The organism is Brachybacterium sp. UNK5269 (genome assembly GCF_049266655.1).
In the GTDB taxonomy this organism is placed as follows: Bacteria; Actinomycetota; Actinomycetes; order Actinomycetales; family Dermabacteraceae; genus Brachybacterium.
This window is the reverse complement of sequence record NZ_CP184883.1, coordinates 1861864-1886511: the sequence shown is the minus strand read 5'-3', so window position 1 is coordinate 1886511 and position 24648 is coordinate 1861864. Positions and strand designations below refer to the sequence as shown.

Annotated in this window: 25 protein-coding genes and 1 other RNA gene; 14 read left to right on the top strand and 12 right to left on the bottom strand. The window is 70.9% G+C overall.

What is annotated here, in order from left to right; translation table 11 throughout:
- Positions 1 to 72 precede the first annotated feature (72 nt).
- An RNA gene (rnpB, locus tag ACOJUI_RS08715) (RNase P RNA component class A) lies at positions 73 to 433 on the top strand.
- A 38-nt stretch (positions 434 to 471) separates the two neighbouring features.
- On the opposite strand, the gene ppgK is transcribed toward rnpB, so the two are convergent.
- From ppgK to ACOJUI_RS08690, 5 genes are all read right to left on the bottom strand, one after another.
- Positions 472 to 1326 carry a polyphosphate--glucose phosphotransferase gene (gene ppgK, locus ACOJUI_RS08710; protein WP_422114583.1) on the bottom strand — a complete coding sequence of 285 codons (855 nt, stop codon included), beginning with the start codon at positions 1324 to 1326 and terminating at the stop codon, positions 472 to 474.
- Positions 1327 to 1492: 166 nt separating this feature from the next.
- On the bottom strand, positions 1493 to 1885 hold the full coding sequence (locus ACOJUI_RS08705; protein WP_422114582.1) for a hypothetical protein: 393 nt from the start codon (positions 1883 to 1885) through the stop codon (positions 1493 to 1495).
- Positions 1852 to 2235 (bottom strand): TetR/AcrR family transcriptional regulator, encoded by a 384-nt coding sequence (locus ACOJUI_RS08700; RefSeq protein ID WP_422114581.1) that lies wholly within the window; start codon positions 2233 to 2235, stop codon positions 1852 to 1854. Before ACOJUI_RS08700 ends, ACOJUI_RS08705 begins: the two co-directional genes overlap by 34 nt.
- Positions 2232 to 2555: a hypothetical protein gene (locus tag ACOJUI_RS08695; RefSeq protein WP_422114580.1), complete on the bottom strand. Its 324-nt coding sequence runs from the start codon at positions 2553 to 2555 to the stop codon at positions 2232 to 2234. The genes ACOJUI_RS08700 and ACOJUI_RS08695 overlap by 4 nt, the downstream gene beginning before the upstream one ends.
- A 119-nt stretch (positions 2556 to 2674) precedes the next feature.
- A complete protein-coding gene (locus ACOJUI_RS08690; protein WP_422114579.1) occupies positions 2675 to 3409 on the bottom strand; it encodes a GAF and ANTAR domain-containing protein in 735 nt (244 codons plus the stop codon).
- 183 nt (positions 3410 to 3592) lie between these two features.
- Between ACOJUI_RS08690 and ACOJUI_RS08685 the strand changes: the two genes are divergently transcribed.
- Complete coding sequence (locus tag ACOJUI_RS08685; protein ID WP_422114578.1) at positions 3593 to 4363, top strand: ANTAR domain-containing protein; 771 nt, start codon at positions 3593 to 3595, stop codon at positions 4361 to 4363.
- Entirely contained in the window at positions 4360 to 5067 is a 708-nt protein-coding gene (locus ACOJUI_RS08680; RefSeq protein WP_422114577.1) for a GAF and ANTAR domain-containing protein, read from the top strand. The genes ACOJUI_RS08685 and ACOJUI_RS08680 overlap by 4 nt, the downstream gene beginning before the upstream one ends.
- A gap of 48 nt (positions 5068 to 5115) precedes the next feature.
- Here ACOJUI_RS08680 and map read toward each other — a convergent pair whose 3' ends face one another.
- A complete protein-coding gene (map, locus tag ACOJUI_RS08675; protein WP_422114576.1) occupies positions 5116 to 6003 on the bottom strand; it encodes a type I methionyl aminopeptidase in 888 nt (295 codons plus the stop codon).
- A gap of 37 nt (positions 6004 to 6040) precedes the next feature.
- On the opposite strand from map, the gene ACOJUI_RS08670 reads away from it, so the two are divergent.
- A complete protein-coding gene (locus ACOJUI_RS08670; RefSeq protein ID WP_422114575.1) occupies positions 6041 to 6259 on the top strand; it encodes an SPOR domain-containing protein in 219 nt (72 codons plus the stop codon).
- 22 nt (positions 6260 to 6281) lie between these two features.
- Here ACOJUI_RS08670 and panB read toward each other — a convergent pair whose 3' ends face one another.
- On the bottom strand, positions 6282 to 7109 hold the full coding sequence (gene panB, locus ACOJUI_RS08665) for a 3-methyl-2-oxobutanoate hydroxymethyltransferase (RefSeq protein ID WP_422114574.1): 828 nt from the start codon (positions 7107 to 7109) through the stop codon (positions 6282 to 6284).
- Between the two features lie 157 nt (positions 7110 to 7266).
- On the opposite strand from panB, the gene ACOJUI_RS08660 reads away from it, so the two are divergent.
- From ACOJUI_RS08660 to ACOJUI_RS08620, 9 genes are all read left to right on the top strand, one after another.
- On the top strand, positions 7267 to 7830 hold the full coding sequence (locus tag ACOJUI_RS08660; RefSeq protein ID WP_422114573.1) for a hypothetical protein: 564 nt from the start codon (positions 7267 to 7269) through the stop codon (positions 7828 to 7830).
- Between the two features lie 122 nt (positions 7831 to 7952).
- Complete coding sequence (locus ACOJUI_RS08655; RefSeq protein ID WP_422114572.1) at positions 7953 to 8576, top strand: hypothetical protein; 624 nt, start codon at positions 7953 to 7955, stop codon at positions 8574 to 8576.
- A gap of 99 nt (positions 8577 to 8675) precedes the next feature.
- Positions 8676 to 10013 (top strand): glutamine synthetase family protein, encoded by a 1338-nt coding sequence (locus ACOJUI_RS08650; RefSeq protein ID WP_422114571.1) that lies wholly within the window; start codon positions 8676 to 8678, stop codon positions 10011 to 10013.
- Between the two features lie 11 nt (positions 10014 to 10024).
- Complete coding sequence (locus ACOJUI_RS08645) at positions 10025 to 13186, top strand: bifunctional [glutamine synthetase] adenylyltransferase/[glutamine synthetase]-adenylyl-L-tyrosine phosphorylase (RefSeq protein WP_422114570.1); 3162 nt, start codon at positions 10025 to 10027, stop codon at positions 13184 to 13186.
- Between the two features lie 149 nt (positions 13187 to 13335).
- Positions 13336 to 14253 carry a PD-(D/E)XK nuclease family protein gene (locus ACOJUI_RS08640; RefSeq protein ID WP_422114569.1) on the top strand — a complete coding sequence of 306 codons (918 nt, stop codon included), beginning with the start codon at positions 13336 to 13338 and terminating at the stop codon, positions 14251 to 14253.
- A 202-nt stretch (positions 14254 to 14455) separates the two neighbouring features.
- A complete protein-coding gene (locus ACOJUI_RS08635; RefSeq protein ID WP_422114568.1) occupies positions 14456 to 15124 on the top strand; it encodes a TetR family transcriptional regulator in 669 nt (222 codons plus the stop codon).
- A gap of 1 nt (position 15125) precedes the next feature.
- Entirely contained in the window at positions 15126 to 16082 is a 957-nt protein-coding gene (locus ACOJUI_RS08630) for an ATP-binding cassette domain-containing protein (protein ID WP_422114567.1), read from the top strand.
- Complete coding sequence (locus tag ACOJUI_RS08625; RefSeq protein WP_422114566.1) at positions 16079 to 17746, top strand: ABC transporter permease; 1668 nt, start codon at positions 16079 to 16081, stop codon at positions 17744 to 17746. Before ACOJUI_RS08630 ends, ACOJUI_RS08625 begins: the two co-directional genes overlap by 4 nt.
- A 182-nt stretch (positions 17747 to 17928) precedes the next feature.
- Entirely contained in the window at positions 17929 to 19113 is a 1185-nt protein-coding gene (locus ACOJUI_RS08620) for a ScyD/ScyE family protein (RefSeq protein WP_422114565.1), read from the top strand.
- 180 nt (positions 19114 to 19293) lie between these two features.
- Here the strand turns inward: ACOJUI_RS08620 and ACOJUI_RS08615 are convergent, their stop codons facing one another.
- Complete coding sequence (locus tag ACOJUI_RS08615) at positions 19294 to 19590, bottom strand: hypothetical protein (protein ID WP_422114564.1); 297 nt, start codon at positions 19588 to 19590, stop codon at positions 19294 to 19296.
- 336 nt (positions 19591 to 19926) lie between these two features.
- Here ACOJUI_RS08615 and ACOJUI_RS08610 point away from each other — a divergent pair, with 336 nt between their 5' ends.
- Positions 19927 to 20181 carry a hypothetical protein gene (locus tag ACOJUI_RS08610; RefSeq protein ID WP_422114563.1) on the top strand — a complete coding sequence of 85 codons (255 nt, stop codon included), beginning with the start codon at positions 19927 to 19929 and terminating at the stop codon, positions 20179 to 20181.
- Positions 20182 to 20281: 100 nt separating this feature from the next.
- Here ACOJUI_RS08610 and ACOJUI_RS08605 read toward each other — a convergent pair whose 3' ends face one another.
- The 4 genes from ACOJUI_RS08605 to ACOJUI_RS08590 form a co-directional block, all read right to left on the bottom strand.
- Positions 20282 to 20638 carry an iron chaperone gene (locus tag ACOJUI_RS08605; RefSeq protein ID WP_422114562.1) on the bottom strand — a complete coding sequence of 119 codons (357 nt, stop codon included), beginning with the start codon at positions 20636 to 20638 and terminating at the stop codon, positions 20282 to 20284.
- A 570-nt stretch (positions 20639 to 21208) separates the two neighbouring features.
- Positions 21209 to 21703 (bottom strand): hypothetical protein, encoded by a 495-nt coding sequence (locus tag ACOJUI_RS08600; RefSeq protein ID WP_422114561.1) that lies wholly within the window; start codon positions 21701 to 21703, stop codon positions 21209 to 21211.
- Positions 21704 to 22265: 562 nt separating this feature from the next.
- The gene (locus ACOJUI_RS08595; protein ID WP_422114560.1) at positions 22266 to 22784 is read right to left on the bottom strand and encodes a hypothetical protein; all 519 of its coding nucleotides are present in this window, start codon (positions 22782 to 22784) and stop codon (positions 22266 to 22268) included.
- Between the two features lie 508 nt (positions 22785 to 23292).
- Positions 23293 to 24282, bottom strand: coding sequence for an IS481 family transposase (locus tag ACOJUI_RS08590; protein ID WP_422114559.1), 990 nt, complete (start codon positions 24280 to 24282; stop codon positions 23293 to 23295).
- Positions 24283 to 24648 lie beyond the last annotated feature (366 nt).

The window sequence follows — 24648 nt, the reverse complement described above, 5'->3', positions numbered from 1 at the left end:
GCACGTCAGCGACGCCGCACGCCAGGCGGGGACGGGCGCAGCGGCCGGTGGCCGCGTAGACTCGTCGGCGGACCAGTCGGCCGGGCAGCCGCGTCCTCGGGGCTCGCCCCGGGGCCGAGGAAAGTCCGGGCTCCATCCGGCACGGTGGTGGGTAACGCCCACCCGGAGTGATCCGCGGGACAGTGCCACAGAGAGCAGACCGCCGTCGTGCCCTGCGGGGTGCGGCGGTAAGGGTGAAAGGGTGGTGTAAGAGACCACCGCGGCCTCGGTGACGAGGTCGGCACGGTAAACCCCACCGGGAGCAAGGTCAGACAGGGAACGTTCGAGGGCGCCGGCCCGAGTTCCCGGGTAGGCCGCTGGAGGTCGTCGGCAACGGCGATCCTAGAGGGATGGCTGCCGATCACAGAACCCGGCTTACAGGCCGGCTGGTCCGCCCCGCACCCCCGCAGCGGGGGTGCGGCGCGGTGGGCGCTACTTCGCCGCGTGACGCTTGGCGTGCTCCTTCGCCCCGGGGGCCTTCGTGCCGGAGTTCTTCCCCGCCTTCTTGGCCGCCTTCTTCTCGCCCTTGTGCAGGGCCTTGTTCTCGCGGTGGGCGAGCACGGCGGCGCCGACGATGCCGGCCTCGTTGCGCAGCTCCGCCGGGACGATCTCGGTCTTCAGGTCCAGCAGCGGCAGGAACTTCTGGTGCTTCTTCGAGACCCCGCCGCCCACGATGATGCGGGTGGGGCTGAAGAGGAACTCGATGTGGGAGAAGTACTCCTGGAGCCGGCCCGCCCAGGTCTTCCAGTCCAGATCCTCCTTCTCCCGGATGGAGCTGGCCATGTAGCGCTCCGCGGAGTCGCCGTGCAGCAGCACGTGACCGAGCTCGGTGTTGGGCACCAGCGTGCCGTCCACGAAGGTCGCGCTGCCCACGCCCGTCCCGAGGGTGATCACCATGACCACCCCGGAGGTGCCGCGTCCGGCGCCGTACTTCATCTCCGCGATGCCGGCCGCGTCCGCGTCGTTGACCACGAACACGTCATGGCCGGTGCGCTGGGACAGCAGGGCGTCCACGTCGGTCCCGATCCAGGCGTCGTCCACGTTCGCGGCGGTCTTGGCCACGCCGGCCTGGATCACTGCGGGGAAGGTGACGCCCACCGGCATGTCGGCGGCGAGGTCGAAGGAGCTCAGCAGCTCGGCGACGGTGTCCGCCACGGCGTCCGGGGTCGAGGGCTGCGGGGTGGCGATCCGCACTCGCTCCGCGACCAGCTCGCCGGTGGACAGGTCCACCGGCGCCCCCTTGATGCCGCTCCCGCCGATGTCGATCCCGAAGGCCTGCTTGCTCATCGCATCTCCTGTTTCCGGTGCGCGGCACGTCGGTGGCCGCCCTGCACTCTGCGCGCCTGGTCAGGCGGCGCGCCACGGCGGATCACGATACCCCGTGCGCGACCCCACGGACGGGGATCGGCCGAGATCCCCGCCGGCCTCGCGTCCGTCGCCGTGGACGCGGCTCCTACGCCGCCGGGCGGCTCAAGGCCGCCGCGCCGGGAGCCAGGAACAGTCCGGCCAGGCGGTGGAGGTCCTCGGTAGGGGAGTCCGCATGGTCGACGTTCTGCATGGCCCGGACCGTCCTCTCCCGCGCGGCGTGATTGAGGATGAGGGCGAGCATGGCCCTGCCCGCGAACGCCGGGTCGGTGCCCTCCCGGAGCAGGCCCTGCTCGGCCAGCGCCGTGAAGCAGTGCTCCAGCAGATGCTCGTGCACCCGGTGCAGCCGTGCGATCCGGAACTTCCCGGGATGATCCGCACTGACCACATCCGCATCGAGCCTCGCCAGCAGCCGGATCGCGGGGGAGCCCGGGTGCCAGACCTCGGTCAGCGCCTGCAGCAGTGCCTTGGGTCCGTGCACAGCTCGTCGAGGCGGTCGAGGGCGTCCTGGGCATGGGCCTCGAGGCGATCGATCACGGCGCTGAGGAGCTCGTCCTTGGTGGCGAAGTGATGCAGCATGCCGGGGTGGGAGAGCCCCACCTCGCGGGCGATGTGGCGCAGGCTCGCCCCGTAGTACCCGTACTCGGCGAACAGCTGTCCGGCGCCGTCGAGCACCTGCTCGCGACGGGGGCGGCTGCGGGGGCGGGAGCGGGTGGTCGTGCGCCCGGCGCCGTCCCGCGCGGACGGCGTGGCCGCTCCGGTCGGTGCCGGGAGCGACCGCGCAGGGCGTCCGTCGGTCCCGGAGGGGTTCGTTGCTCGCAGGCGCGTCATCGGTGCTCTCCCCCCGCGACGGCGTCGGCCATGAGGCACGGCGGCAGCACCTCGGGCGTGAGGAACCGGACGGGCTGCCCGGGCTCCTCGTGCTCGACGATCTCGATCGCCGAGCGCAGCGAGGTCAGGCCCGCCTCCTCGATGTGCCGGGCTGCGGTGAGGTCGACGAGGACCATCCCGAAGGGATTGATCCCGCGCGCACGCAGGATCAGCGGGATCAGGCAATGGTGGGACTCCGCGGTGAGACACTCCGTGATCGCGAGCTGGACCACGCCCTGATCGATGTCGACACGGACGGTGACGGAGACTGTGTGGAGCATGGCAGGGCCTCGGACTCTTCTGAGCGCAGCGGCCCCCTGCTGGACCACGCGCTCCACGCCAGCCCAGTGCGACGCCCGTCACAAGCGGTGCCGGACCCCGTTTCCCGCGGGCGGGACGCTCAGAGCTCGAAGTGCGTGCTGGGTGAGCGCGGATCCAGGCCCGCCACGAGCGCGGCGGCGAGATCCCGGACCTTGAGGTTGCGGTGGTTCGAGGCGGCCTTGAGGATGTCGACGGCCTCCTCCTGGCTGCACCGGTTCTGACCCATGATGATCCCCACCGCCAGGTCGATCACCGTGCGCGAGGCCAGCGCTGCCTGGAGATCCTGCTGGGCGTCCTGCAGACGGGCCAGGCGCACCGCCAGCCGCAGCGCGCCCGAGGCGTCCCGGACCTCCCGGCGGACCGTCTCGACCAGGTCCGGATCGAAATCGTGGGGCCTCGAGGAGTACACGTTCAGCGCGGCCCGGGCCTCGCCGTGCAGCTCGAAGGGGACCCCGAGCACGGACCGCACACCCTGCTGCGCGGCCGCGGCGTGGAAGTCCGGCCAGCGCGGGTCATCGCGCACATCACCGACCCGGACCACCGCATGCTCCCGCATCGCTGCCAAGCACGGCCCGTCGGAGCAGCGGTTCTGGAGCTCGTCGAGAGCGTTCGCCTGCGGACTCGACGACGCGGCCGTGCCCGCCGTCCTCTCGCGCAGGAGACTGACCGCGCACCACACGGCGCGTTCCCCGTCGGAGAGCCGGTCGGCCATCATGACAGCGAACTCCTGCAGGAACGTGGGGATGTCCTCGCTGCCCAGCAGCACGTCGCCGGCGCCGCCGACGGACGCTTCGCCACCCTCATCCGGAGACATGCGTACTTCCTCCCTCGCACGGTGAGCGACCCGACCGTCCGATCACACTCGAGTCGACGCCCCGACTCTACGCGAGGGCGCATTCATCCTTCCGCGCCTCCCAGCAGCACCCGGAGATGCTCGGGCGCCGATCCGTCCGCAGTCAGCCGATCCGTCCGCAGTCAGGAGTACCGTGGGATTGTTATGAGGCCCCACGATTTCGCCGAGGAGCCGGGCAGGCAGGTGCGCGCCCGGATGATGGCGCTGTTCACCGAGGCAGTCGTGCCGCGAACGGACGCACTCCCCGGCGACGGCGAGCAGGGCGAGGCACGGTTCCTGCGGATGTGCCGGGCCCTGGTCCAGGTGACCGAGGCGCAGGGCGGGGCACTGACGCTGGCGCCGGGTGAGCTGCATCGGGTGACGCTGTGCGCGACCGACGACACGGCATCGCGGCTGGAGAACCTGCAGGAGGTGATCGGTCAGGGCCCCGTCCTGGATGCGGCCTCCAGCGGACGGGTGATCACGGCCGAGCTCGGCGGTCAGCCCGGAACCGGCCCCTGGCCCGTCCTGGCCAGCACCATGGCCGAGGAGCTCGGCGCCCTGGTGGTCCAGGCCCTCCCGATGCGGGTCGGATCCGAGACACTCGGGGTGGCCAGTGTCTACCGGCGCGCCGCCACCGGCCGCTGGTCGCCGCCCACGCACGAGGCGTCGGTGCTGGCGGGGATGATCGGCGCGGCGATCGTCTCCTCGGGTCTCGACGGGGAGGCCGGCCTGAGCTGGGACGTGCGGGACCGGATCAGCCAGGCCACCGGCATGGTGATCGCCCAGCTGGGCATCTCCGCGGTGGACGCCGCGGCGCTGATCCGGACCGCCGCCTTCAGCGCAGGGATGGACATGGCGGAGATCGCGACGGAGATCCTGGAGTACCGCCGCGACTTCAGCACCGACCAGGACGGAGGAGGGGACCACCGATGACGCACCGAACGGCCCTGCAGGCGCTGGCCGAGGCGGCCGGGTCCGTGACCGCCCAGCACGACGTGCACGACATCCTCGCGCAGGTGATGGCGGACTGCCGGGACCTGCTGCCGGCGGTCGGGGCCGGCGTGCTGGTGGTCTCCCGCCCCGGGGTGATGGACCTCCTCAGCGCCACCTCCCACCGCACCAGCGAGCTCGAGCTGTTCCAGCTCCAGACCGAGGTGGGTCCCTGCCAGGACTGCGTGGCCACCGGCAGCCTGGTCAGCGAGATCGGCGCCGAGCAGATCCGCTCCCGCTGGGACCGCGTCGGGGAGGCGATCGTCGCGGCCGGCTTCGACGCTGTCCACGCCTTCCCCATCCGCTGGAACGGCGTGACCCTCGGCGGCCTGAACGTCTTCGGGTCCGCCCCGGGCAGCGACCGCCCCGATCTGGTGCTGGGCCAGGCCTTCGCCGACGTGATCGGCATGCTGCTGGTGCGCGACCTGGACCTGGACGCCGACACGATCAGCGCCCGGGTCCGCCAGGTGCTCGAGGGCCGCACCGTCATCGAGCAGGCCAAGGGTCTGCTCGCCTACCGGCACCGCATCCCCATCGCCGATGCCCACGACCAGCTGCACCACCTGGCCCGCAGCAACGCACAGACCCTCTCCACCGCCGCGGTGCAGCTCCTCCGCGCCGCCCAGCACCGCGGTCCGGTCAGCTAGACCGGAGCGCGCCGGCCCGGGGAGCCCGGCCGCGGCGCCGACCTCCGCTCAGACGACCGTCAGCAGCTCGGGACCGTCGGCGGTGATCACCATGGTGTGCTCGAACTGCGCGGAGAAGGAGCGGTCCTTCGTGACCACGGTCCAGCCGTCGTCCCACTGCTCCCAGGCCTGCGAGCCGATCGTCACCATCGGCTCGATGGTGAAGGTCATGTTCTCGGCGATGACGTCGTCGAACATCGGCGCGGAGTCGTAGTGGGGGATGATCAGGCCGTTGTGGAAGCCCTCGGCGACGCCGTGACCGGTGTAGTCGCGCACCGACTCCATGCCGTGCCGGGCCACGAACTTCTCGATGACCCGGCCGATCACGTTGACCTCGCGGCCGGGACGGGCGATCTTGATGCCGCGCATCATCGCCGCGTGCGCCGTGTCCACGAGGTCCTGGGCGCGGGGGTGGACGTCGCCCACCAGGAAGGTGGCGTTGCAGTCGCCGTGCACGCCGTCGAGGAACGCGGTGACGTCGACGTTGAGGATGTCCCCGGACTGCATGAGCGTGGAGTCGGGGATGCCGTGGCAGATCACCTCGTTCAGGCTCGTGCAGCAGGACTTCTCGAAGCCCAGGTAGCCGAGGGTCGAGGGGTAGGCGCCGTTCTCGATCAGCACGTCGTGGACGACGGCGTCGATGTGGTCGGTGGTCACTCCGGGCCTGGCGGCCTCGCCGGCGGCCTGCAGGGCCAGCGCCGCGACGCGGGACGCCGCCCGGACCCGCTCGATCACGTCCGGACTCTGGACGAAGGGGCCGCTGTCCGAGACGGCCTCGTCCTTGTCGACGTACTCGGGGCGTGCGATGCGTGCGGGGACCGCCCGACGGGGGCTGATGGTGCCGGGCACCAGCGGCTCGCGACCTTCTGGACGGGTCCATTCCTGCTCTACAGTCATAGGAGCCAGTCTCTCACCGACCCGGGAGGAGTCCGACATGACCGAGGCCACGCAGTACTACTACAACCTCCGCACCGGCACCGTCGAGGAGGGCCGCCTCTCGCCCGGCACGGACCTGATGGGCCCCTACGCGACCCGGCAGGAGGCAGAGCTCGCCCTGCGCACCGCGGCGCGCCGCAACGAGAAGTGGGAGGAGGACGACGAGGCCTGGGAGGACTTCGGGGTGCCTCCGGCCGAGGCCGACGACCCCCGCTGAGGCCGGGCCCGTCCCGGCCGCCTCACTCGAAGGAGTGCTCGGGTCCCGGGTAGCTGCGCTCGCTCACCTCGGTGCGGTACTGCTGCGCGGCCCGCTCCAGCTCGCCGCGCAGGTCCGCGAAGACCTTCACGAAGGTGCCGCGGAAGCCCGACAGGCCCGCCATGTCCTGCCAGACCAGCACCTGGCCGTCGCAGGCGGGGCCCGCGCCGATGCCGATGGTGGGCACGTCCACGGCCTCGGTGACGCGGCCGGCGAGCGCGGCCGGGACCAGCTCGAGCACCAGCGCCGAGGCGCCGGCTCGCTGCAGCGCGAGCGCATCGGCCAGCAGCTTCTCGGCACCCACCTCGTCGCGACCCTGCACCCGGTGGCCGGACAGCGAGTTGACCGACTGCGGAGTGAAGCCGAGGTGCCCGAACACGGGGATCCCCGCATCGACCAGCGCCCGCACCTGGGGAGCGATCTCGGCCCCGCCCTCGAGCTTGACCGCCTCGGCGCCCGCGCGGACCAGCTCGACGCCGTGGCGCAGCGCGTCGGCGGGCCCGGCCTCGTAGGTGCCGAAGGCGAGATCGGCGACCACCAGCGGGCGGTGGACGCTGCGCGCGACCGCGCCGGTGAACGTCAGCATGTCCTGGTGGGTGGTGGCGGTGGTGGTGGTGTGGCCGAGCACGGTCGTGCCCACCGAGTCGCCCACCAGCAGCACCTCGATGCCCGCGGCCTCGAAGGCCTGCGCGGCGAACTGGTCGTAGGCCGTGAGCATCGTGAAGGGTCGGCCCTCGTCCGCGGCCTGCTGCAGATGGCGCAGGCGGATCTTGGCCGGTCCGGTGGCGCCGGCGGGGGACGGGTTGCTCACGGTGAACTCCTGGTGGGCGGGCGAAACGGGGGAAGGGCGTCGCGGGGACCAGGGTAGTCCGGTCGATCCGTCTGCGCTCCGGGCTCCCCGGGCGAAGGCGGGTGTGCCACTCTGGTGCCGGTACGTCCGGACCGGCCCCCACCAGGAGGAGAGCGCCGTGAGCTCGAGGATGCGCAGCACCGCCCGCCTGGCCGCCGCGGGAGCGGGGGCGCTCGCCCTGGCGCTCGGCGCGGCCGCCTGCACCGGGGGCGAGGACGAGCCGCCCCCGCCGGCGGCGAGCACCACTGCCGGGGCTGCGCCCTCCGACGGGGGCGGAGAGGGCGGGCCCTCCGCCGCGCCGAGCGACGGGGGCGGGGAGCAGGGGTCCGGCCCCGTCACCGAGCAGGAGCTCGACGCCGCCTCGGTGCGCGTCGTCGAGGCGCTGCAGGTCATCGACGACCAGGACTGGGAGGCCGCCTGCGGCTTCGTCCTGGACCCGAGCACCGGGACCGCCCCCGCGGGGGAGCGGCTGCAGGAGTGCGCCGACGGGATGGGCGGGAGCCTCGGGAGCATCGCCGAGCAGCTGCAGCCGGGCACCTTCGACGCCCTGGAGCCCTCCCTGGTGGAGGCCACCGACAGCGGTGACGGCACCGTCGCGGTCAGCATCGCGGGCGCGCCGCTCGAGGACGTGCCGCTGGTCCGGGGCGACGACGGGCAGTGGTACTTCTCGATCCCCTTCTGAGGCCGCCCCTGCGGAGGCTGCGCAGCGTCCATGGGGAGTCCTCCCCATCTCCCTCCGGCGGCTTCTGTGCCAGTCTGTGCTGCGCCGGTACCGACATCAGCACAGAACGGAAGGACGGGCAGATGACCAGGAGCATGCGCAGGACCGTACGAGGGATGGCCACCGGCCTGGGGGCGCTCGCGCTCATCGCGGGCACGGCGGCGTGCGGCGGGCTCGGCGAGGGCGAGGAGGCCGCCGAGACCGGCGATCAGCCCGCCGCCGAGGAGCCCGCGACGCAGGAGGAGCCCGCCGCGGAGGAGCCTGCTGCGGAGGAGGAGCCCGCCGCGGAGGAGGGCGCCGCCGAGGAGGAGGCCGCCGACAGCGCGGAGACCGCCGCCGAGGAGGCCGAGGACGCCGCCGCCGAGCAGGCCGCACCGGTCGACGAGGCCGGGCTGACCGCGGCCGGGGACCGCTTCCTGGAGTTCATCACCGTCCTGGACGACGGCGACGCGGAGGCGGCCTGCAGCTTCTTCATCGACCCGAACACGGACGAGCCGGTGACCGGCGCGACCCTCACCGTGTGCGGCGAGACGCTCGCACCGCAGATGGAGTCGCTCGAGCCGGGCGCCATGGACGTGATCGACCGCTCGATGGTCGAGACGGTCGACAACGGCGACGGCAGCGTCTCCGTCTCGATGGCGGGCACCGACTTCCCGTACTCGATGGTCGAGGGCTCCGACGGTCAGTGGTACCTGAGCCTGGGCTGATCGCGGAGCACCACCCCCACCGCAGCGCCCCGACCCCCCTTGGCGGAGGTCGGGGCGCTGCGCCGTGCCGGGCGGGCGATCCTGCGGCACACTGGCGTCATGGAACAACTCCACGACGACGTCATCCGCACCGTCACCGATCGTGACGTGCGGTTCATCCGGCTGTGGTTCTGCGACATCGCGGGGACGCTGAAGTCCATCGCGATCTCGCCGTCGGACCTCGAGACGGCCTTCACCGAGGGCATCGGGATCGACGGCTCGACCATCGAGGGCCTGACCCGCAGCTACGAGTCCGACATGCTCCTGCGCCCGGACCCGGGCACCTTCGAGCTGCTGGCCTGGCGCGGGGAGACCAATGCGACCGGCCGCATGATGTGCGACGTGCTCACCCCCGACGGCGAGGCGGCCGCCTCGGACCCGCGGAGGGTGCTGCGCGAGGCGCTGGGCCGCGCGGAGGAGAAGGGGCTGGAGTTCTACACCCATCCGGAGATCGAGTTCTACCTCTTCGAGGAGCCCTACGAGCAGGGCACGGCGCTGCGACCGATCGACTCCGCCGGGTACTTCGACCATGTCCACCGCGGCCAGGGCCAGGACTTCCGCCGCAACGCCATCCAGCACCTGGAGGCGATGAACATCCAGGTCGAGTTCTCCCACCACGAGAACGGGCCCGGCCAGAACGAGATCGACCTGCGCTACGCGGACGCGCTGACCACCGCGGACAACATCGTCACCCTGCGCACCGTGGTCAAGGAGGTGGCGCTGTCGATGGGGCAGGTCGCCACCTTCATGCCCAAGCCGATGATCGACCAGCCGGGCTCGGGGATGCACACCCACCTCTCGCTCTTCCAGGGCGGGAAGAACGCCTTCCACGAACCGGGGGCCGAGTACGGGCTCTCCCGGATGGGCCGGCAGTTCATCGCCGGACTGCTCCGCCACGCCCCGGAGTACTCGGCGGTGACCAACCAGTGGGTGAACTCCTACAAGCGCCTCTGGGGTGCGCAGGAGGCGCCGAGCTACGTGTGCTGGGGCCACAACAACCGCTCCGCCCTGGTGCGGGTGCCGTTCCACAAGCCCACCAAGGGCACCAGCTCCCGGGTCGAGTTCCGCGGCCTGGACTCCTCCGCGAACCCCTACCTCGCCTTCGCCGTGCTGCTGTCGGCGGGCATGGCCGGGATCGAGGGCGAGTACGAGCTGCCCGAGGGGGCCGAGGACGCGGTCTGGGACCTCACCGAGCGCGAACGGCGCGCGATGGGCATCGACCCGCTGCCCACCGACCTGTTCCGGGCCCTGGAGAGCTTCGAGGGCTCCGAGCTGATGGCCGCGACCCTCGGCGAGCAGGTCTTCGAGTTCTTCCTGCGCGACAAGCGGCAGGAGTGGCAGCGCTATCGCGAGCAGGTCACCGACTACGAGCTGCGCTCCACCTTCAGCCGGGTCTGAGGGGAGCAGGCATGACGCCGGAACCGACCACCTCCACCGGGGCGCTCGCCCGCCTCGGCTTCAGCAGGACCGACCGCGTCCAGCGCTTCCTCACCGAGCCCGTGCTCTCCGCGCTGGGCCCGGACGCCGCCCGCGCGCTCGGCGCCACCGCCGACGGGGACGACGCGGTGCTCGGCCTGCTGCGCCTGGCCGAAGCGGCCCAGGAGGCCGGGCAGATGCCGCTGATGGAGGAGTTCCTCGCCGGCATCGGCACCGCCGGCACGGCGGGGGAGCGCCTGATCCGGCTGCTGGGCACCTCGGTGGCGCTCGGCGACCATCTCGCCCGGCACCCTGATCGCCTCGAGGTGCTGCGCGAGGGCGACGACGATCTCGCCGTCCCCGCCGCCGCGGTGCGCGAGAGCCTGCTGCGCGCCGTGGGCGCGGACCCGGCCGCCGCCGTGCCGGTCGCCGGTGACGGAGGGGGGCGCGAGGTGCGGGACGCCCTGCGCATCGCCTATCACGACCGGCTGGTGCAGGTCGCGGCGGCCGACGTGCTCGCCTCCTCGCCGGCCGGGCTGCAGCCGCAGGTCTCCGCCGCCATCAGCGACCTGGCCGATGCGGCGCTGGAGGCCGCGGTGGCGATCGCCCGCGCCTGCGTCGAGGGTCAGGAGAAGGTCCGCTGGTCGGTGATCGCGCTGGGCAAGACGGGTGCGCGCGAGCTCAACTACATCTCCGACGTCGACGTCATGCACGTCATCGCCCCTGCGGAGACCGGAGGCGACGGGCCCGGGGCGGCCGCTCCGGAGGCCGGTCCCGATGCGGAGGCGACCGACCGGGCCGATGACGACACCGTCGTCGCCGTCGGCGCGGCGCTGGCCCGCGAGCTGGCGCGCGCCTGCTCCGAGCGCACCGGCGAGGGCTCCCTGTGGCAGGTCGATGCGAATCTGCGCCCGGAGGGCAAGGACGGGCCGCTGGTGCGGACGCTGGGCTCCTACCGCCGCTACTACACCGAATGGGCGAAGTCCTGGGAGTTCCAGGCCCTGCTGAAGGCCCGCGCCGCCGCCGGCGACCACCAGCTAGGCCGCGACTTCGAGCAGATGGTCGAGCCGTGGGTGTGGCACGCCTCCACCCGGGACGGCTTCGTCGAGGACGCCCGGGCGATGCGACGTCGGGTGGTGGCCCACATCCCCCGCGCCGAGGTCGAGCGGAACATCAAGCTGGGTCCCGGTGGGCTGCGGGACGTCGAGTTCACCGTCCAGCTGCTGCAGATGGTGCACGGCCGCGCCGACGAGTCGCTGCAGGCCCGCTCCACCCTCGAGTCCCTGGCCCGGCTCGGCGCGGAGGGGTACATCTCCCGCGACCACGTCGCCGAGATGGACTCCGCCTACCGCTTCCTGCGCTGCATCGAGCACCGCCTGCAGCTGCACCGGCTGCGCCGCACCCAGGTGCTGCCCACCTCCGCCGCGGACCTGCGCCGGCTGGCCCGCACCATGGGCCTGACCACCGACGAGTTCCATCAGCAGTACCAGCGCACCCGGCGCCGGGTGAAGCAGCTGCACGAGGAGATCTTCTACCGCCCGCTGCTGGTGACCTCCTCCCAGCTCAGCGACGGACAGATCACCCTCAGCGCCGAGCAGGCCGAGGCGCGGCTGTCCGCGATCGGCTACCGCGACCCGGCCCGCGCCCTCGGGCACATCTCGGCGCTCACCGAGGGCATCTCCCGGCGGGCGAAGATCCAGCGCCAGCTGCTGCCGGTGCTGCTGGAGTGGTTCGCCGACGGCATCGACCCGGATCTCGGCCTGCTCTCCTTCCGGCGCCTGTCCGACACCATCGGCTCCTCGCACTGGTACCTGGGCCTGCTGCGGGACTCCGGGCTCGCCGCGAAGCGACTCACGCGGGTGCTCTCGGCCAGTCGCTTCGTCGGCCAGCAGCTCGAGCAGATCCCCGAGGCGGTGCGCTGGCTGGCCCGCGACGAACAGCTGCGCCCGCTCTCCCGCGACGTGCTGGGACGCGAATTCCTGGCCGTCATCTCCCGCGTCGACTCCGTCGAGGCCGCCCGCGACGTGCTGCGCCGCACCCGCAGCCGGGAGCTGCTGCGGATCGCCCTGGCCCACCTCACCGGGGTCGCGCAGCCGCCCGCGGTGGCCCGCGCCCTCACCGACCTCGCCGAGGCGGTGCTGGAGGCGGGGATGCTGGTCGCCTTCCACGTGGTCGCCAAGGACCGCGACGCCGTCGGCGAGAACGCCGAGACCCTCGACGGCGCCCCCGAGGTCGACGTCGACACCGCCAAGCGGCTGCGCGAGACCCGCTCCGATCCGGCGCGGGCGCTCGGCGTGGAGATGGCGATCATCGCTCTGGGCAGCTTCGGCGCCGGCGAGATGGGCTACTCCTCGGACGCCGACGTCCAGTTCCTCGCGATCGATCGCGGCGCCGGCTCGGCGACCGTGGAGATCGCCATCGCCGTCGCCACCCAGATCCAGCGGATCCTCAACGCCCCGGCCGCCGGCACCGACATGAAGGTCAACGCGGATCTGCGGCCCGAGGGCAAGGTGGGCCCGCTGGCCCGCAGCCTCGAGTCGTGGACGCAGTACTACCGGCGGGACGCCCAGACCTGGGAGAAGCAGGCCCTCCTGCGCGCCCGTCCGGTGGTCGCCTCGGAGGTCGTCGCGGCCCAGCTGGTCGAGGCGATGGACGTCCACCGCTACCCGACCGGCGGGCTCTCCGCGTCGATGCGCCGCGAGATCACCCGGATGAAGGCCCGCGTCGAGTCCGAGCGCCTCCCGCGCAACGCCGACCCCTCCCGCCAGCTCAAGCTCGGACGCGGCGGGATGACCGACGTCGAGTGGTGCGCGCAGATCCTCGCCCTCGAGCACGGGCACGAGACCGCGGGACTGCGCACCACCCGCACCCTCTCCCAGCTCGAGGCGGCCGCCGAGGCGGGACTGCTCCCCACCCGCGAGGCGCGCGAGCTCTCCGACGCCTGGATCCTCGCCTGGCAGGTCCGCCGCGGCTCCTTCCTGTGGAAGGGCCGCGAGGCCGATGTGCTGCCGTCGGACCGCATCGACCTGCGGGCCCTGGCGGTGCTCATCGACGGCATCGACGCCTCCGCCTCGGAGCTCGAGGAGCGGTACCTGCGCCTGACCCGCCGCGCCCGGCTGGTGGCGGAGCGGATCATCTTCGACAGCGCCGACTGAGCGCCGACCGAGGGCCGCGGAGGCTCGGATGTGATCCGGCCGTGCGATGCGGCGCGTCCCGGCCCCGCTGGCCCGACACGTCACCCCCGCGGCGTACCGTGTCGGTCGTCCCCGTCGCCCCGGCGACGCCCGCGTCATCCCGAGGACCCATGACCAGCCCCTCCCTCAGCGCCGACACCCCGCGCGGCCGCATGTACCGTCTCGAGCCCGACGGCCCCCTCATGTACCCGTCGATCACCACCGTCGCCGGGATGCGCGCCAAGGACTTCCTGCAGGGCTGGTACGCGACCATGGCCTCGAAGCGGGCCCTGGACATGTACGCCTGGCTGGATCGCAACCCGGGCCGCGCCGCCGCCGAGATCTCGCGGGTCACCCGGGACCGCTGGAGCACCCAGAAGCGGATCGCCGCGGCCGCCCCCGAGTACACCCGCACCGCCGCCGACTTCGGCACCCTCGTGCACGCCGTCTGCGAGGAATGGGGGAGCAGCGGCGCCCGGCCGGGTGCCGCGCGCATCGGGGAGATCATCGAGCAGATGCGCGCCTCCCAGGGCGCCTTCGCCGGGGAGCAGGATCCCCAGGCGCTGATCGCCCGCGCCGACGTGCGCCTGGACGGCTACGGCCGCTTCCTGGACGACTACCAGCCCGAGTTCCTCGAGATCGAGCAGACCGTCGTCAACCACACCGTCGGCTACGCCGGCACCACCGATGCGATCGTGAGGATCGGCAACACCGTCCTCAGCGCCGACATCAAGACCTCGAAGAAGGTCCGCGGCGACTACGCCCTGCAGGGGGTCGCGGTCTGCCGCGCCGAGCTGCTGCTGGACGACGACGGCTCCACCCGCGAGATGCCGGACCTCACCGGCGCGTTCGTCATCCACCTGCCCGAGGCCGGCGGCTACCAGGCCGTCCCGCTGCGCACCGGCGATGCGGAGTTCGAGGTGTTCCGCTCCCTGCGCGCCGCCTGGTCCTTCGTGCCCGACGACTGCGCGCTCGAGCCCGCCACCGGACCCAAGGACCTGCTGCTGTCCCTGCTGCGCGCCAAGGGCGGGATGGACGCGCTGGGCTGAGCGAGCCCCCTGCCGGAGCACGGCCCCGACGGAGCATCCGCCGGGGCCGTCCGCTGTCCGCCGACGCCCGTGCGCGGCTCCGGGCCCCGGATGTCCCGCCCCGGGGTCCGCAGCACCCTCTTGGCAGCGACTGAACACTCGTATAGCATCTTGAACAAGTGTTCAGCGAGGATGTGCGGAAGCGGAGCGGAGCGGAGGCGAGATGCCGGAGGCGAGGGCGAAGGAGCTCACCGGCGGGGAGAGGATCCTGCAGGCCGCGATGCGCCGCTTCGCGATCGACGGGCTGTCGGCCCCGCTGCGCCGGGTGGCCGCCGACGCGGGCGTCAGCGCAGGACTGATCATTCACCACTTCGGATCCCGCGAGCAGCTGCTGGCGGCCTGCGACCGGCGGGCGCTGGAGATGACCCGGCGCGGGAAGCGCGGCGTCATGCAGGGCGGCGCGGCCGAGATGCTGCTCCAGCTGGCCGATGCCGAGACCTACGCCCCCGCGGTCGGCTACGTGCTGCGCCGCCTGCAGGCGGGCGGCGCCCTGATGACCGAGCTGGTCGAGGACTTCACCGCCGACGCCGTCGTCTACCTCGAGCAGGGGGTCGAGGCGGGCCTGCTCAGCCCCAGCCGCGACCCCCGGGCCCGGGCCCGGGTGCTCACACAGATGGCGCTGGGCTCGCTGCTGCTGCAGCTGCCCGGGGAGCGCGAGCAGCTCGACCTCGAGGACCTCCCGCGCTGGATGCGCGGATACACCGAGGCCATGATCGGACCGCTGCTCGAGCTCTACTCGGTCCCGCTGCTCACCGACCGCTCCGTGCTCGACGCCTACCTCGCCGCCGCCCCGGCCGGCGGGGACCCCACCCCAGCGACCGACGGGACCTGAGATGACCGCGACCGACACGCCCGCCACCGGGACCAGGACCAGCGATGCCGCCGTCGTGGTCCGCGATCTCACCAAGACCTTCGGCGCCACCCGCGCCCTGGACGGCTTCAGCCTGGCCGTGCCTCGTGGGCAGGTCACCGGCTTCCTGGGCCCCAACGGCGCCGGCAAGTCCACCGCCCTGCGCATCCTGCTCGGACTGCTGAGGGCCGACGCCGGCGGTGCCGAGGTGCTCGGCATGAACCCCTGGACGCAGGCGGTCCAGATCCACCGCCGGCTCGCCTACGTCCCCGGCGACACGAACCTCTGGCCCACCCTCACCGGCGGCGAGGCGATCGACGTGCTCACCCGCGGCGAGCGGTCCGCGGCCCACCGCCGTCGCCGCGACGAGCTCATCGAGCGGTTCGAGCTGGACCCCACCAAGCGCTCCCGCACCTACTCCAAGGGCAACCGGCAGAAGGTCTCCCTGGTGGCGGCGCTGTCCCGGGACGTGGACCTCTACGTCATGGACGAGCCCACCTCCGGACTGGACCCGCTGATGGAGGCGATCTTCACCGACGAGGTCAGCCGGCTGCGGGCCGACGGCCGCACCGTCCTGCTGTCCAGCCACATCCTCGCCGAGGTCGAGAAGCTCTGCGACACGGTGACCATCATCCGCGCCGGCCGGGACGTCGAATCCGGCACCCTCACCGAGCTGCGTCACCTCACCCGCTCCACCGTCGCCGCCACCACCACCGCCGACCCCGCCCGCCTCGCCGCGATCGACGGGGTCCACGACCTCGTCGCGGAGCTCGGGCGGCTCCGCTTCGACGTGGACGACGCCGCCGTGCCCGCGGTGCTGCCCGTGCTCACGGCGATGGGCGCGACCGGACTGACCGTCACCCCGCCCTCGCTCGAGGACCTCTTCCTGCGCCACTACGGCGACGACCTCGCCCAGACCGCTCCCGGGGAGGAGCCATGAGCACCACCGCCCCCACCCGGCCGCCGACGACCGGCCGGAAGCGGCACCGCCGCGACGTCGCCCCCACCTCACCGCTGACCGGACTGGGGTCCCTGATCCGGCTCTACGGGCGCATCTCCCGCCGCCAGATCCTCCTGTGGACCCTGGCGATGCTGGTGCTCGTGCCCGCCTCGATCCTCGCCATGGAGGAGGCCTACCCGGACCAGGGGTCCCTGGACGCCCGGGCGATGCTGCTGGACAACCCGTCGGCGGTGATGATGACCGGCCCCTACTTCGCCACCACCCGGTACACCTTCTGGGCCATGGTCGCCAACGAGCTGTTCCTCTACATCCTGCTGGCCGCCGCGATCATGAGCGTGCTGCTGACCGTGCGGCACACCCGCGGTGAGGAGGAGGCCGGGCGGCTGGAGATGGTCCGGGCCCTGCCGACGGGCCGGCTCGCCCCACCACTGGCGGCCCTCGTCATCGTCACGATCGCCGACGTGGCGGTCGGCGCCGCAGTGAGCATCGGGGCGCTGGCGGTCGGCGGCGCCCTCGCCGACTCCCTCGCGATGGGGGTCGCCACGGCGCTGACCGGACTGGTGTTCGCCGCCCTCGCCGCCGTCACCGCGCAGCTCACCGAGCATGCGGGCACCGCTTCCGGGATGGCGCTGGGTCTGGTGGCGCTGGCCTTCCTGGTGCGCGGCATCGGCGACGTCATCGAGCGCCAGGGCTCCTGGCTCTCCTGGCTCTCCCCGCTGGCCTGGGCGCAGCAGACCCGCATCTACGTGGACCTGCGCTGGTGGCCGCTGCTGCTCTCGCTGGCCGCGACGACGCTCCTGCTGCTGCTCGCCGGCGCGCTGTCGCGACGCCGCGACGTGGGGGCGGGGCTGCGGACGGCCTCCGCCGGTCCCGATCGGGCCTCGGCCGCGCTGCTCGGGCCCGGCGGTCTGACCCGGCGGCTGCTCACCTCGACGATGCTCGCCTGGGGGGTCGGCCTGCTGCTGTTCGCGATCGCCTTCGGTGCCCTGGCCTCCTCGCTGACGGACTTCATGGAGGACATGCCGGCGCTCGGCGACTGGGCGCCGATCTCGCTGGACGACCTCACCGGTTCCTTCTCCGGCTTCGTGCTGCTGATGCTCACCCTCGGTCCGGTGGCCCTGATCGTCGCCGGGGTGCTGCGCCTGCGCACCGAGGAGCTCGCGGGACGGCTCGCCGGACTGCTGCTGGCCGGCACCACTCGGCACTCCCTCGCGCTGACCTGGTTCCTGGTGGTGCTGGTGGAGGCGGCCGTGATGCAGGCGCTGCTCGGGTTCGGCGTGGGCATCGGGGTGTGGTCGGCCACCGACGACGCCGCCTGGATCGGCGAGATGACCCTCGCCGCCCTCGCCTACCTCCCGGGCATCGCCCTGTGCGGCGCGATCGCCCTGGCTCTGTACGGGATCAGCCTGCGCGCCACCGGCCTGGCCTGGCTGCTGGTGGTCGCCACGGCGCTGATCACCCTCTTCGGCGACCTGCTGGGTCTGCCGGACTGGGCGCGCGCCCTCTCCCCGCTGCACCATGTCGCCCTGGTGCCCTCCGAGGAGCTCGAGGTGGCGCCGCTGATCGTGATGGGCGCCCTCGCGGTGGTGCTCGTGGTCATCGGTCTGCTCGGTCTGCGGCGGCGGGACCTCGCCTCGGGCTGAGCAGGGACTCCATGAACAGCGGGGAGCGGACGCCGGTCTCACCAGATCGTTGACCCTACTGTGACGTAGGTCATAGTCTCGCCCTCGCCCGGTGCGCGCGCCCGCCCTCGGGAACACGATCCTGGCACTGGCCGCCCTCATCCGAGACGGCCTGGGTGATGTTGTCACGCCTGGAGGAAATCATGCGCTGGTCCTCTGTGGCCGCCGGAGCCTGTTCACTGGCCCTCGCCGCCACCCTCATCGCAGCACCCGCCTACGCCGGAGGCCCGCCCATGCGCGAGCCCGACGTCCTCGCCGACGGTCTCGTCGGCCCGCTCTCGCTCGCCGTCGGACGCAGCGGGAAGGTCATCGTCAACCAGTCCTTCGCCGGGACCCTGTCCCAGGTGGACCGACGTGGCGAGGTATCCGCTCTCTACCAGGTGCCCGATCCGGAGAACGGCGGGATCGCCGGCGCCTCCTCCCATCACGGCGCGATTTACTACCTCGAGACCTCCGCCGGGGAGACCGGGCCGGTCAGCCACGTCGTCCGGCTGGATCGGGACGGCGAGCGCACCGTGGTCAGCGATGACTTCTGGGCCCATGAGACGGAGAACAATCCGGACGCGGGGCAGACGTACGGCTTCCGCGGCCTGGACGACGAGTGCGCCGAGGATGTGGCCGCGTTCGAGGACGAGGTCGAGAACAGGGCCGGCATGCCGCTGCCGCTGAACGAGTACCCCGGCATCGTGGAGTCGAACGCCTACCAGCTCACCGTGCATCACGGGACCATCTACGTCGCGGATGCGGCCGCGAACGCCATCCTGGCCGTGGACGAGGACACGGGCGAGATCTCCACGGTCGCCGTCCTGCCGGCGAGCGCGATCACCTTCTCCGCCGAGGCGCAGGCCTATGTGGAGGAGATGGTCGGGGGTCTGGAGATGCCCGACTGCGTGATCGGAGAGTCCTACACGCCCGAGCCGGTTCCGACCGATGTGGAGGTGGGCGCGAAAGGCAGGCTCTTCGTGTCCACCCTCCAGGGTTCGGCCGGGGAGGCCTTCCCGCTGAGCAAGATCTACCGGATCAACCCCTACTCGGGCAGGACCCGGCTCGTCGCCGATCGAGGCATGCAGGGAGTGACCGGTCTTGCGGTGTCGCCCTCCGGGCACATCGTCGTCGCCGAGATGTTCGACGGGGCGGTCTCGGTGATCAAGCCCGGCAGCAGCAGGGCGAGGACCGTCTTCGAGACGGAGTCGCCGGCCGATGTCGAGCTCAGCGGATCGAGGATCTACGCGACCACCGGCGTGATGGGTGAAGACGGCGCCCCGGGCAACGGCGCGGTCGTGACGTACAAGTACCGGTTCGGCCACGGTCACGGCCACGGCCACTGACGGCTGCGCTGAGCGGATCAGCAGGGAGCGGGGTCGGCGCCGAGCCGGCCCCGCTTCGTGCTGCCGTGCCTCGTTCCGTGAGTCCGCAGGCCGGGATGGGCCGAGCGCTTCACGGCGGCATGCACGGTCCTGGCGACCGAGCGCCTGCGGGATCTCGCGGCTCGGCAGCGGGGAATCCGTTCAGCGACGGGGTGACGGTCCCCGGGATGACGGGCGTGCTCCGTCACGGGGCGCCGGGCCGCGATGCGAGAGGCGGGCGGCGATGCCGAGCGTGAGGACCAGGAACGCGATCACGGTGATGAGCATCGCCACCCCCATCACGGCGGCGTCCTGCGGCAGCATGGCGCAGCCGGCGGAGGTGTCCTCGTACGAGCAGCTGCGCCAGGGTTGGACGACGTACACGAGGCAGACCACGGCGCCGCAGGCCATCACCGCTGCGGAGACGATGACGAGCAGCGTCGATGTCCTGGGGGTCATGCCCGGAGAGTACGTGCTCCGGCGCAACCCGACGGACGATCCGACCTGAGGCGTCACCCAGCCACGGCGGCGGTTTCCTGGCTCCGGCGGCTCGGCGCCGGTCAGGGTGACGCAAGGGGGGGAATGGGCACCGGCAATCCCTCCACTGCGCACCCCGGAATGCGCGCCCAGGAACCAAGGCCTACGCGGGGGGGGGGGGGGGATAGGTGCCGCTATCGCCCCACTATGCAATGCCCGCGCCCACGACGGTCACCAAGGCGATTCCGCTCGCCGGCGGCGTGATCTCGGGGGGGGGGCTTGACGCTGGTCTCCTTGCGGACCCAGTCCGGACGTCTCATGGAGCACCTGCGCATACTGCCGCCTCCCGGCGTCGACGCGGCCGAGTACCGCCGGGCGGTCGAGGCGACCGATGTCGCCGCGGCGGCGTCCGGCGGGCGGCTCGCTGCGGCCCGCGAGAGCATCGGGGACGCGGCCGACGGCGCCGCCTCCGGACTGATGGGCACCGCCCGCGGAGCCCGCGGCGCCGCGGGCTCCGCGGGGGAGCGCGCTGCGACACGGCCGGAGCCTGATCGGGAAGGCCCGGAAGGGTGAGCGAGCAGCCGCCGGGAACGACCCCGCGGCCGAGGGACCGGAGATCGCGGACGGCGGGGACGCGGCAGAGCCGGCGTGAGCCTCGTCCTCGGCCGATCCGTTAGACCCCAGCTGCCTTCCGCGACGCGAGCGCCAGCCGTTCGACGAGATCGTCCGGCAGCGGGTTGCGCGGCGAGAAGGTGATGCCGGTCTTCGTCGCCTTGAAGCCGGCCCCCGCGATCTCCTCGGCGTGCTCGGCGATCGCGGCGGGCAGCAGGTACAGCCCGCACTGCTTGCTGAAGGCGGCGTAGCTGGCGACGACCGTGCCGCCGATGCTGAAGCCGGGCATGTTGTACGCCACCATCTCCTCGGCCTCCGGCAGCGTTCCGGCCAGCACCGCGCGCAGTCGCTCGAGCGATGCGCGGAACGGTTCGGGCGCGGCGGCGATGTAGGCGTCGTGGTCCTCGATCGTGCTCATGGCTGCTTCCTCTCGTGGGCCGGCACGGTTCCCGGGGAAGAGCTGCGAGCAGCGCGGCGCAGGCCTGCTCGCACTCGCGGCCGTCCGCTGACAGTAGCCAGCGCGCGGCGGGGAGGGGAAGACCCCGGCAACGGCATCGGGGCAGCACGCGCTCCCGCACCGGACCCAGGCGGAGTGCCTGGTGGTCGGCGGAGGGAGGGCGCACTGCCCCGAGGCTGCGAGCCGGAACGGCTCAGATGTCGTAGTACAGCTCGAACTGCCGCCACTCTACTGTGCAAGCCAGTGAGGCACTGGACACCGCTGCTGACCTGGGAACTTGCATCAGTGCACTACTGCTGCTAGCTGGGCGCGATGGAGGATTCTGCGGACATTTTGCGGACCTCCGAGACGCGCCTTCGGCTTGCGACGCAGCCCGCTCCTGGGGGAGGTCCGTCCGACCCCTTTGACGCGCAACCCCGGTCGGTGGCGCATCCCTCTCCGACCGATTTCCACACACGACTGCCAGCGCGCCTTCAAAGAGCTGCTGGGGAAGAAACCCGCAGCAACCTGTGAGTCATCCCATCTGGACCGTCAGAACGCGGGTACGGGACTCTTGTAGCCGAACGTCATCGCCCCAGGGCCGATACTTAACTCGCGGACGCGGTCCAAGGCCTTAATGCCGACCATGGCAGTACCGATAGCGAGCAATGAAATCTGCTCCAGATCCGGTTGGGCTAGTCCGCGCCAGTGCGGTCCCTCCCTCTCTATACCTACTACCTTTCGGGTGCGGGTCCACGTCAGGCCGTGGGCGTGCCCGGAACTGTGGCGCCACGCTGAGAGGAGGGCTGCGCGAATGTTCGCGGCTTCGTCGCCCGAAGCCACCATCCGCGACGCGTGACGGATTCGGTCGGTATCGGTCACCTTAGACAACGGCGCGTAATTCGCGTGGCGGTCCTTTATCGCGCGAATCGCCTTGCGATACTGGTCGACCTCGTTGTTGAGCCGCCTCACGGCATCATCGCCGAGCATCTGTAAGGGTTCGGGGTCCTTCTGCAAGTCCAATGACACTTCGAGTTCACGGCTCATGTCCTCGATGTGGAGAGCGCAAGATCGTGCGATCCGCTCTCGAGGATCGTCTGGCGCCAGGAGCCATGCCGTTCGGGCGTAGCTCAGTAGGGCAGTCCGAAGCACTGTGGAGAGCGACGAAACTCCCAGGTCCCTAAAGCTCCGGTTTCCCCAAAGGTATTGAGCAGCGGTTAAATGCTCCCGAGAGGCCGCAATATACGTTGAGGCCCGGACATATGACGCCTCGTTGGGCTCAACATCCAGCTCCATGCGAAATCCTGAACCGGCAGCCGGCCTTATGACACCCCCGTGCAGCTCATGCCTGTTATCCAGTTCCGTAAACGCCACACCTATCCGAGCTTTGGGCGTCATTTCCTCCATCGTAAATAGACGACTCGTCATAGTTTCGCCTCCGGCCCAAATTATCGCCGACATCTCGGCTCGTTCAAACTAAGGTGTAGCGGCAGCAGCTTCGAGCGGACGCCTCAACATGCACACCTACCAGGACACGCGCTATCAGTGCCGGCCCACAGCTTTTAGCATTGTTCACTAGAGTCTGCTAGCGGCGGGCGCGCCTTCGACCCTACTCCGCACCATCCGCGTACCGATAGCTTGAAGTTACGCGCCTGAGAAGTTCGGCGAACATCCGCTCATCCGCGCCTTCCTCGCCCGAAACGCTCAGGCGGTGCGGCTGTTCATAACCGATGCCAACTTCCCCCTCGCCGTCGATGTCGACCGTCGCAGCAATCCGAAGCTTGGGCGGCTCCGTCTTGGAGCTTCGCCAAGCCGTCGAAGAAGGAAGAATAGCAACCCCCTTCACTGCGGATAGAGGCCTGACGGACCCCGAGAAGGAGAAAACAGCGTCATCGCTACCCGTGAAGTTGTACCTAAGAACGGCTAGGCGCTCGTGATCCAGCACGAGAAGGCTCCCCTCGGTGCTAAACGGGTGTGCCGTGCTAAAAACGAGTACGTCCTCGGGTCCCGAAAAGGACGCCTCTAGGAAAAGTTCTAATGCATCCTGGGCGGAGACACCCTTACTTGAAGTCGTCGGGATGTGGGAGAAATGTCTGTGCAGGACTTCGTTATACTTCCCGGTATGCACCATTGCTATTCGTCCTTCCAATATTGAGACTGTGACCTAGGTCCCAACCTACAGCCTAGAGTCTCGGTTTGGTCCGCTCTCTCCGGCTGACTCTGGCTCTGCGGGTGCAGCCAGGGGCATGCTGCGGGTATGTCGGCACGATCCGCGCGCAGGTGAGTTAGGCGCGGGGGCAGTAGAAGGCGATGAACGGACGGGCTGAACCCGTCGGTCGCCTCAGAACCTAAGCCGCGCCATCAGAGCGTCACGCGCCTCCTCTTCGCCTCGAGTCGAGCTAGCACCCCATGGCGTCCAACCGAACTCCGCTTCCCTACCGAACGACACCCGCAGACCACTCGCAAATTCGACTTCGATAGCAGGGTCTAGCGTGTGCGTCCCCGCACCGTCCGCCCAGACCGTGGAGGCGGGCCACACTCGAACGGCGACCAATGACGAAAGCGGAATCATGTCACCGTCAATAGAGAACGATTCCCGTCCATCCCCGGACCGCGAATACTCAAGGAACACAACACTAGTTGTATGAGGTCATGACGTTGTCGACACGTTCGTGGACGCGGGTGGCCGGGGGCTGGTCAGCACAGGCGGTGTGCGGCCGATGATAGTTGTAGTGGTGGACCCAGACGCTGATTGCTTCGCGCCGCTCGTCTTCGGAGTAGAAGGCGTGGGCGTAGAGGCATTCCTCGGCGAGTATCCGCTGATAGCGCTCGACTTTCCCGTTGTGCCGCGGCGTGTAGGGCCGAGTCCGTTGATGCCGTGAAGCATGCGCGGTCACGGTGCGCACGAAGGTCCTCGCGCGGTAATTGGCGCCGTTGTCGGTGACCACCCGGACCAGGCGATTGATGCCGTGCGCAGCGAAGAAAGCACGGGCTCGGGAGAAGAAGGCGATGGTGGTCGCCGCGGTCTCGTTCTCGAGCGCCTCGGTGTAGGCGAGGCGGGAGTAGCCGTCGATCGCGGAGTGGAGGTAGGTGTAGCCCACACGCTGGTGGCGTGCTCGGGTGCTGCCGCGGCCGTGGAGTCGCCAGCCTCCACCGTCGGGGATCTGGCCGACCTTCTTCACGTCCAGGTGGAGCATGTGGCCCGGGAAGCGGGCGATGATCTTCCCGTTCTCTCGGTTGTTCTCCCCTGTCGTGTCGAGGTCTCGGCGGCGGGAGATCCCCAGCCGCTGCAGCCATCTGCCGATAGTGCGGACGCAGTAGTGGTAGCCGCGGCCGGCGAGTTCCAGGGAGATGCGGCGAGCAGACCACTTGCGGTCCCGTCGCCAGGCGTCGATGAGCTCGAGGACCTCGGTCGGCAGCCGCGACGGACGCCTGGCCGGAGCACTGGAGCGGTCCTGAAGAGCTTCGATGCCGTCGTCGCGGTAGCGGTGGACCCACTTCGTGAGTGTGGAGCGGGCGATGCCTGCTTCGACGGCGACGTGGGCGATGGGACGGCCATCGGTTTCGACACGTTCGACCAGGCGGAGCCTTCCGGCAGGGGTCAGCGGCGAATTACGGTGGGTCATGGAACGGGTCTCTTCCAGCAGATGGACGGCTTCAGCACCACCCATCGTGCCGGTCAGGGACCCGTTCCTTCATCCCCGATCCGTGACTACAACGTCATGACCCGCAACAACTAGTCCGATTTAAAACAAACACTCGACCGCTGTTAGTTTCACCTCGCTCACGAAGGCTATGCATCAGCAGGTCCTCATCGTCCCCAATAAGCATCCGGAGATAATCGATCACGGCCCGGACCGTAGAAGTTCCATCGGCCCCACGCGACGAATTAACTCCCACGTGATCCCGAACCAGCCGCTCCAACTCCGTTGATTCACTCAATGCAACTCCCCTCCTCGGTGGCCGACCCAACGCGCAGCCCTTCACCGAGG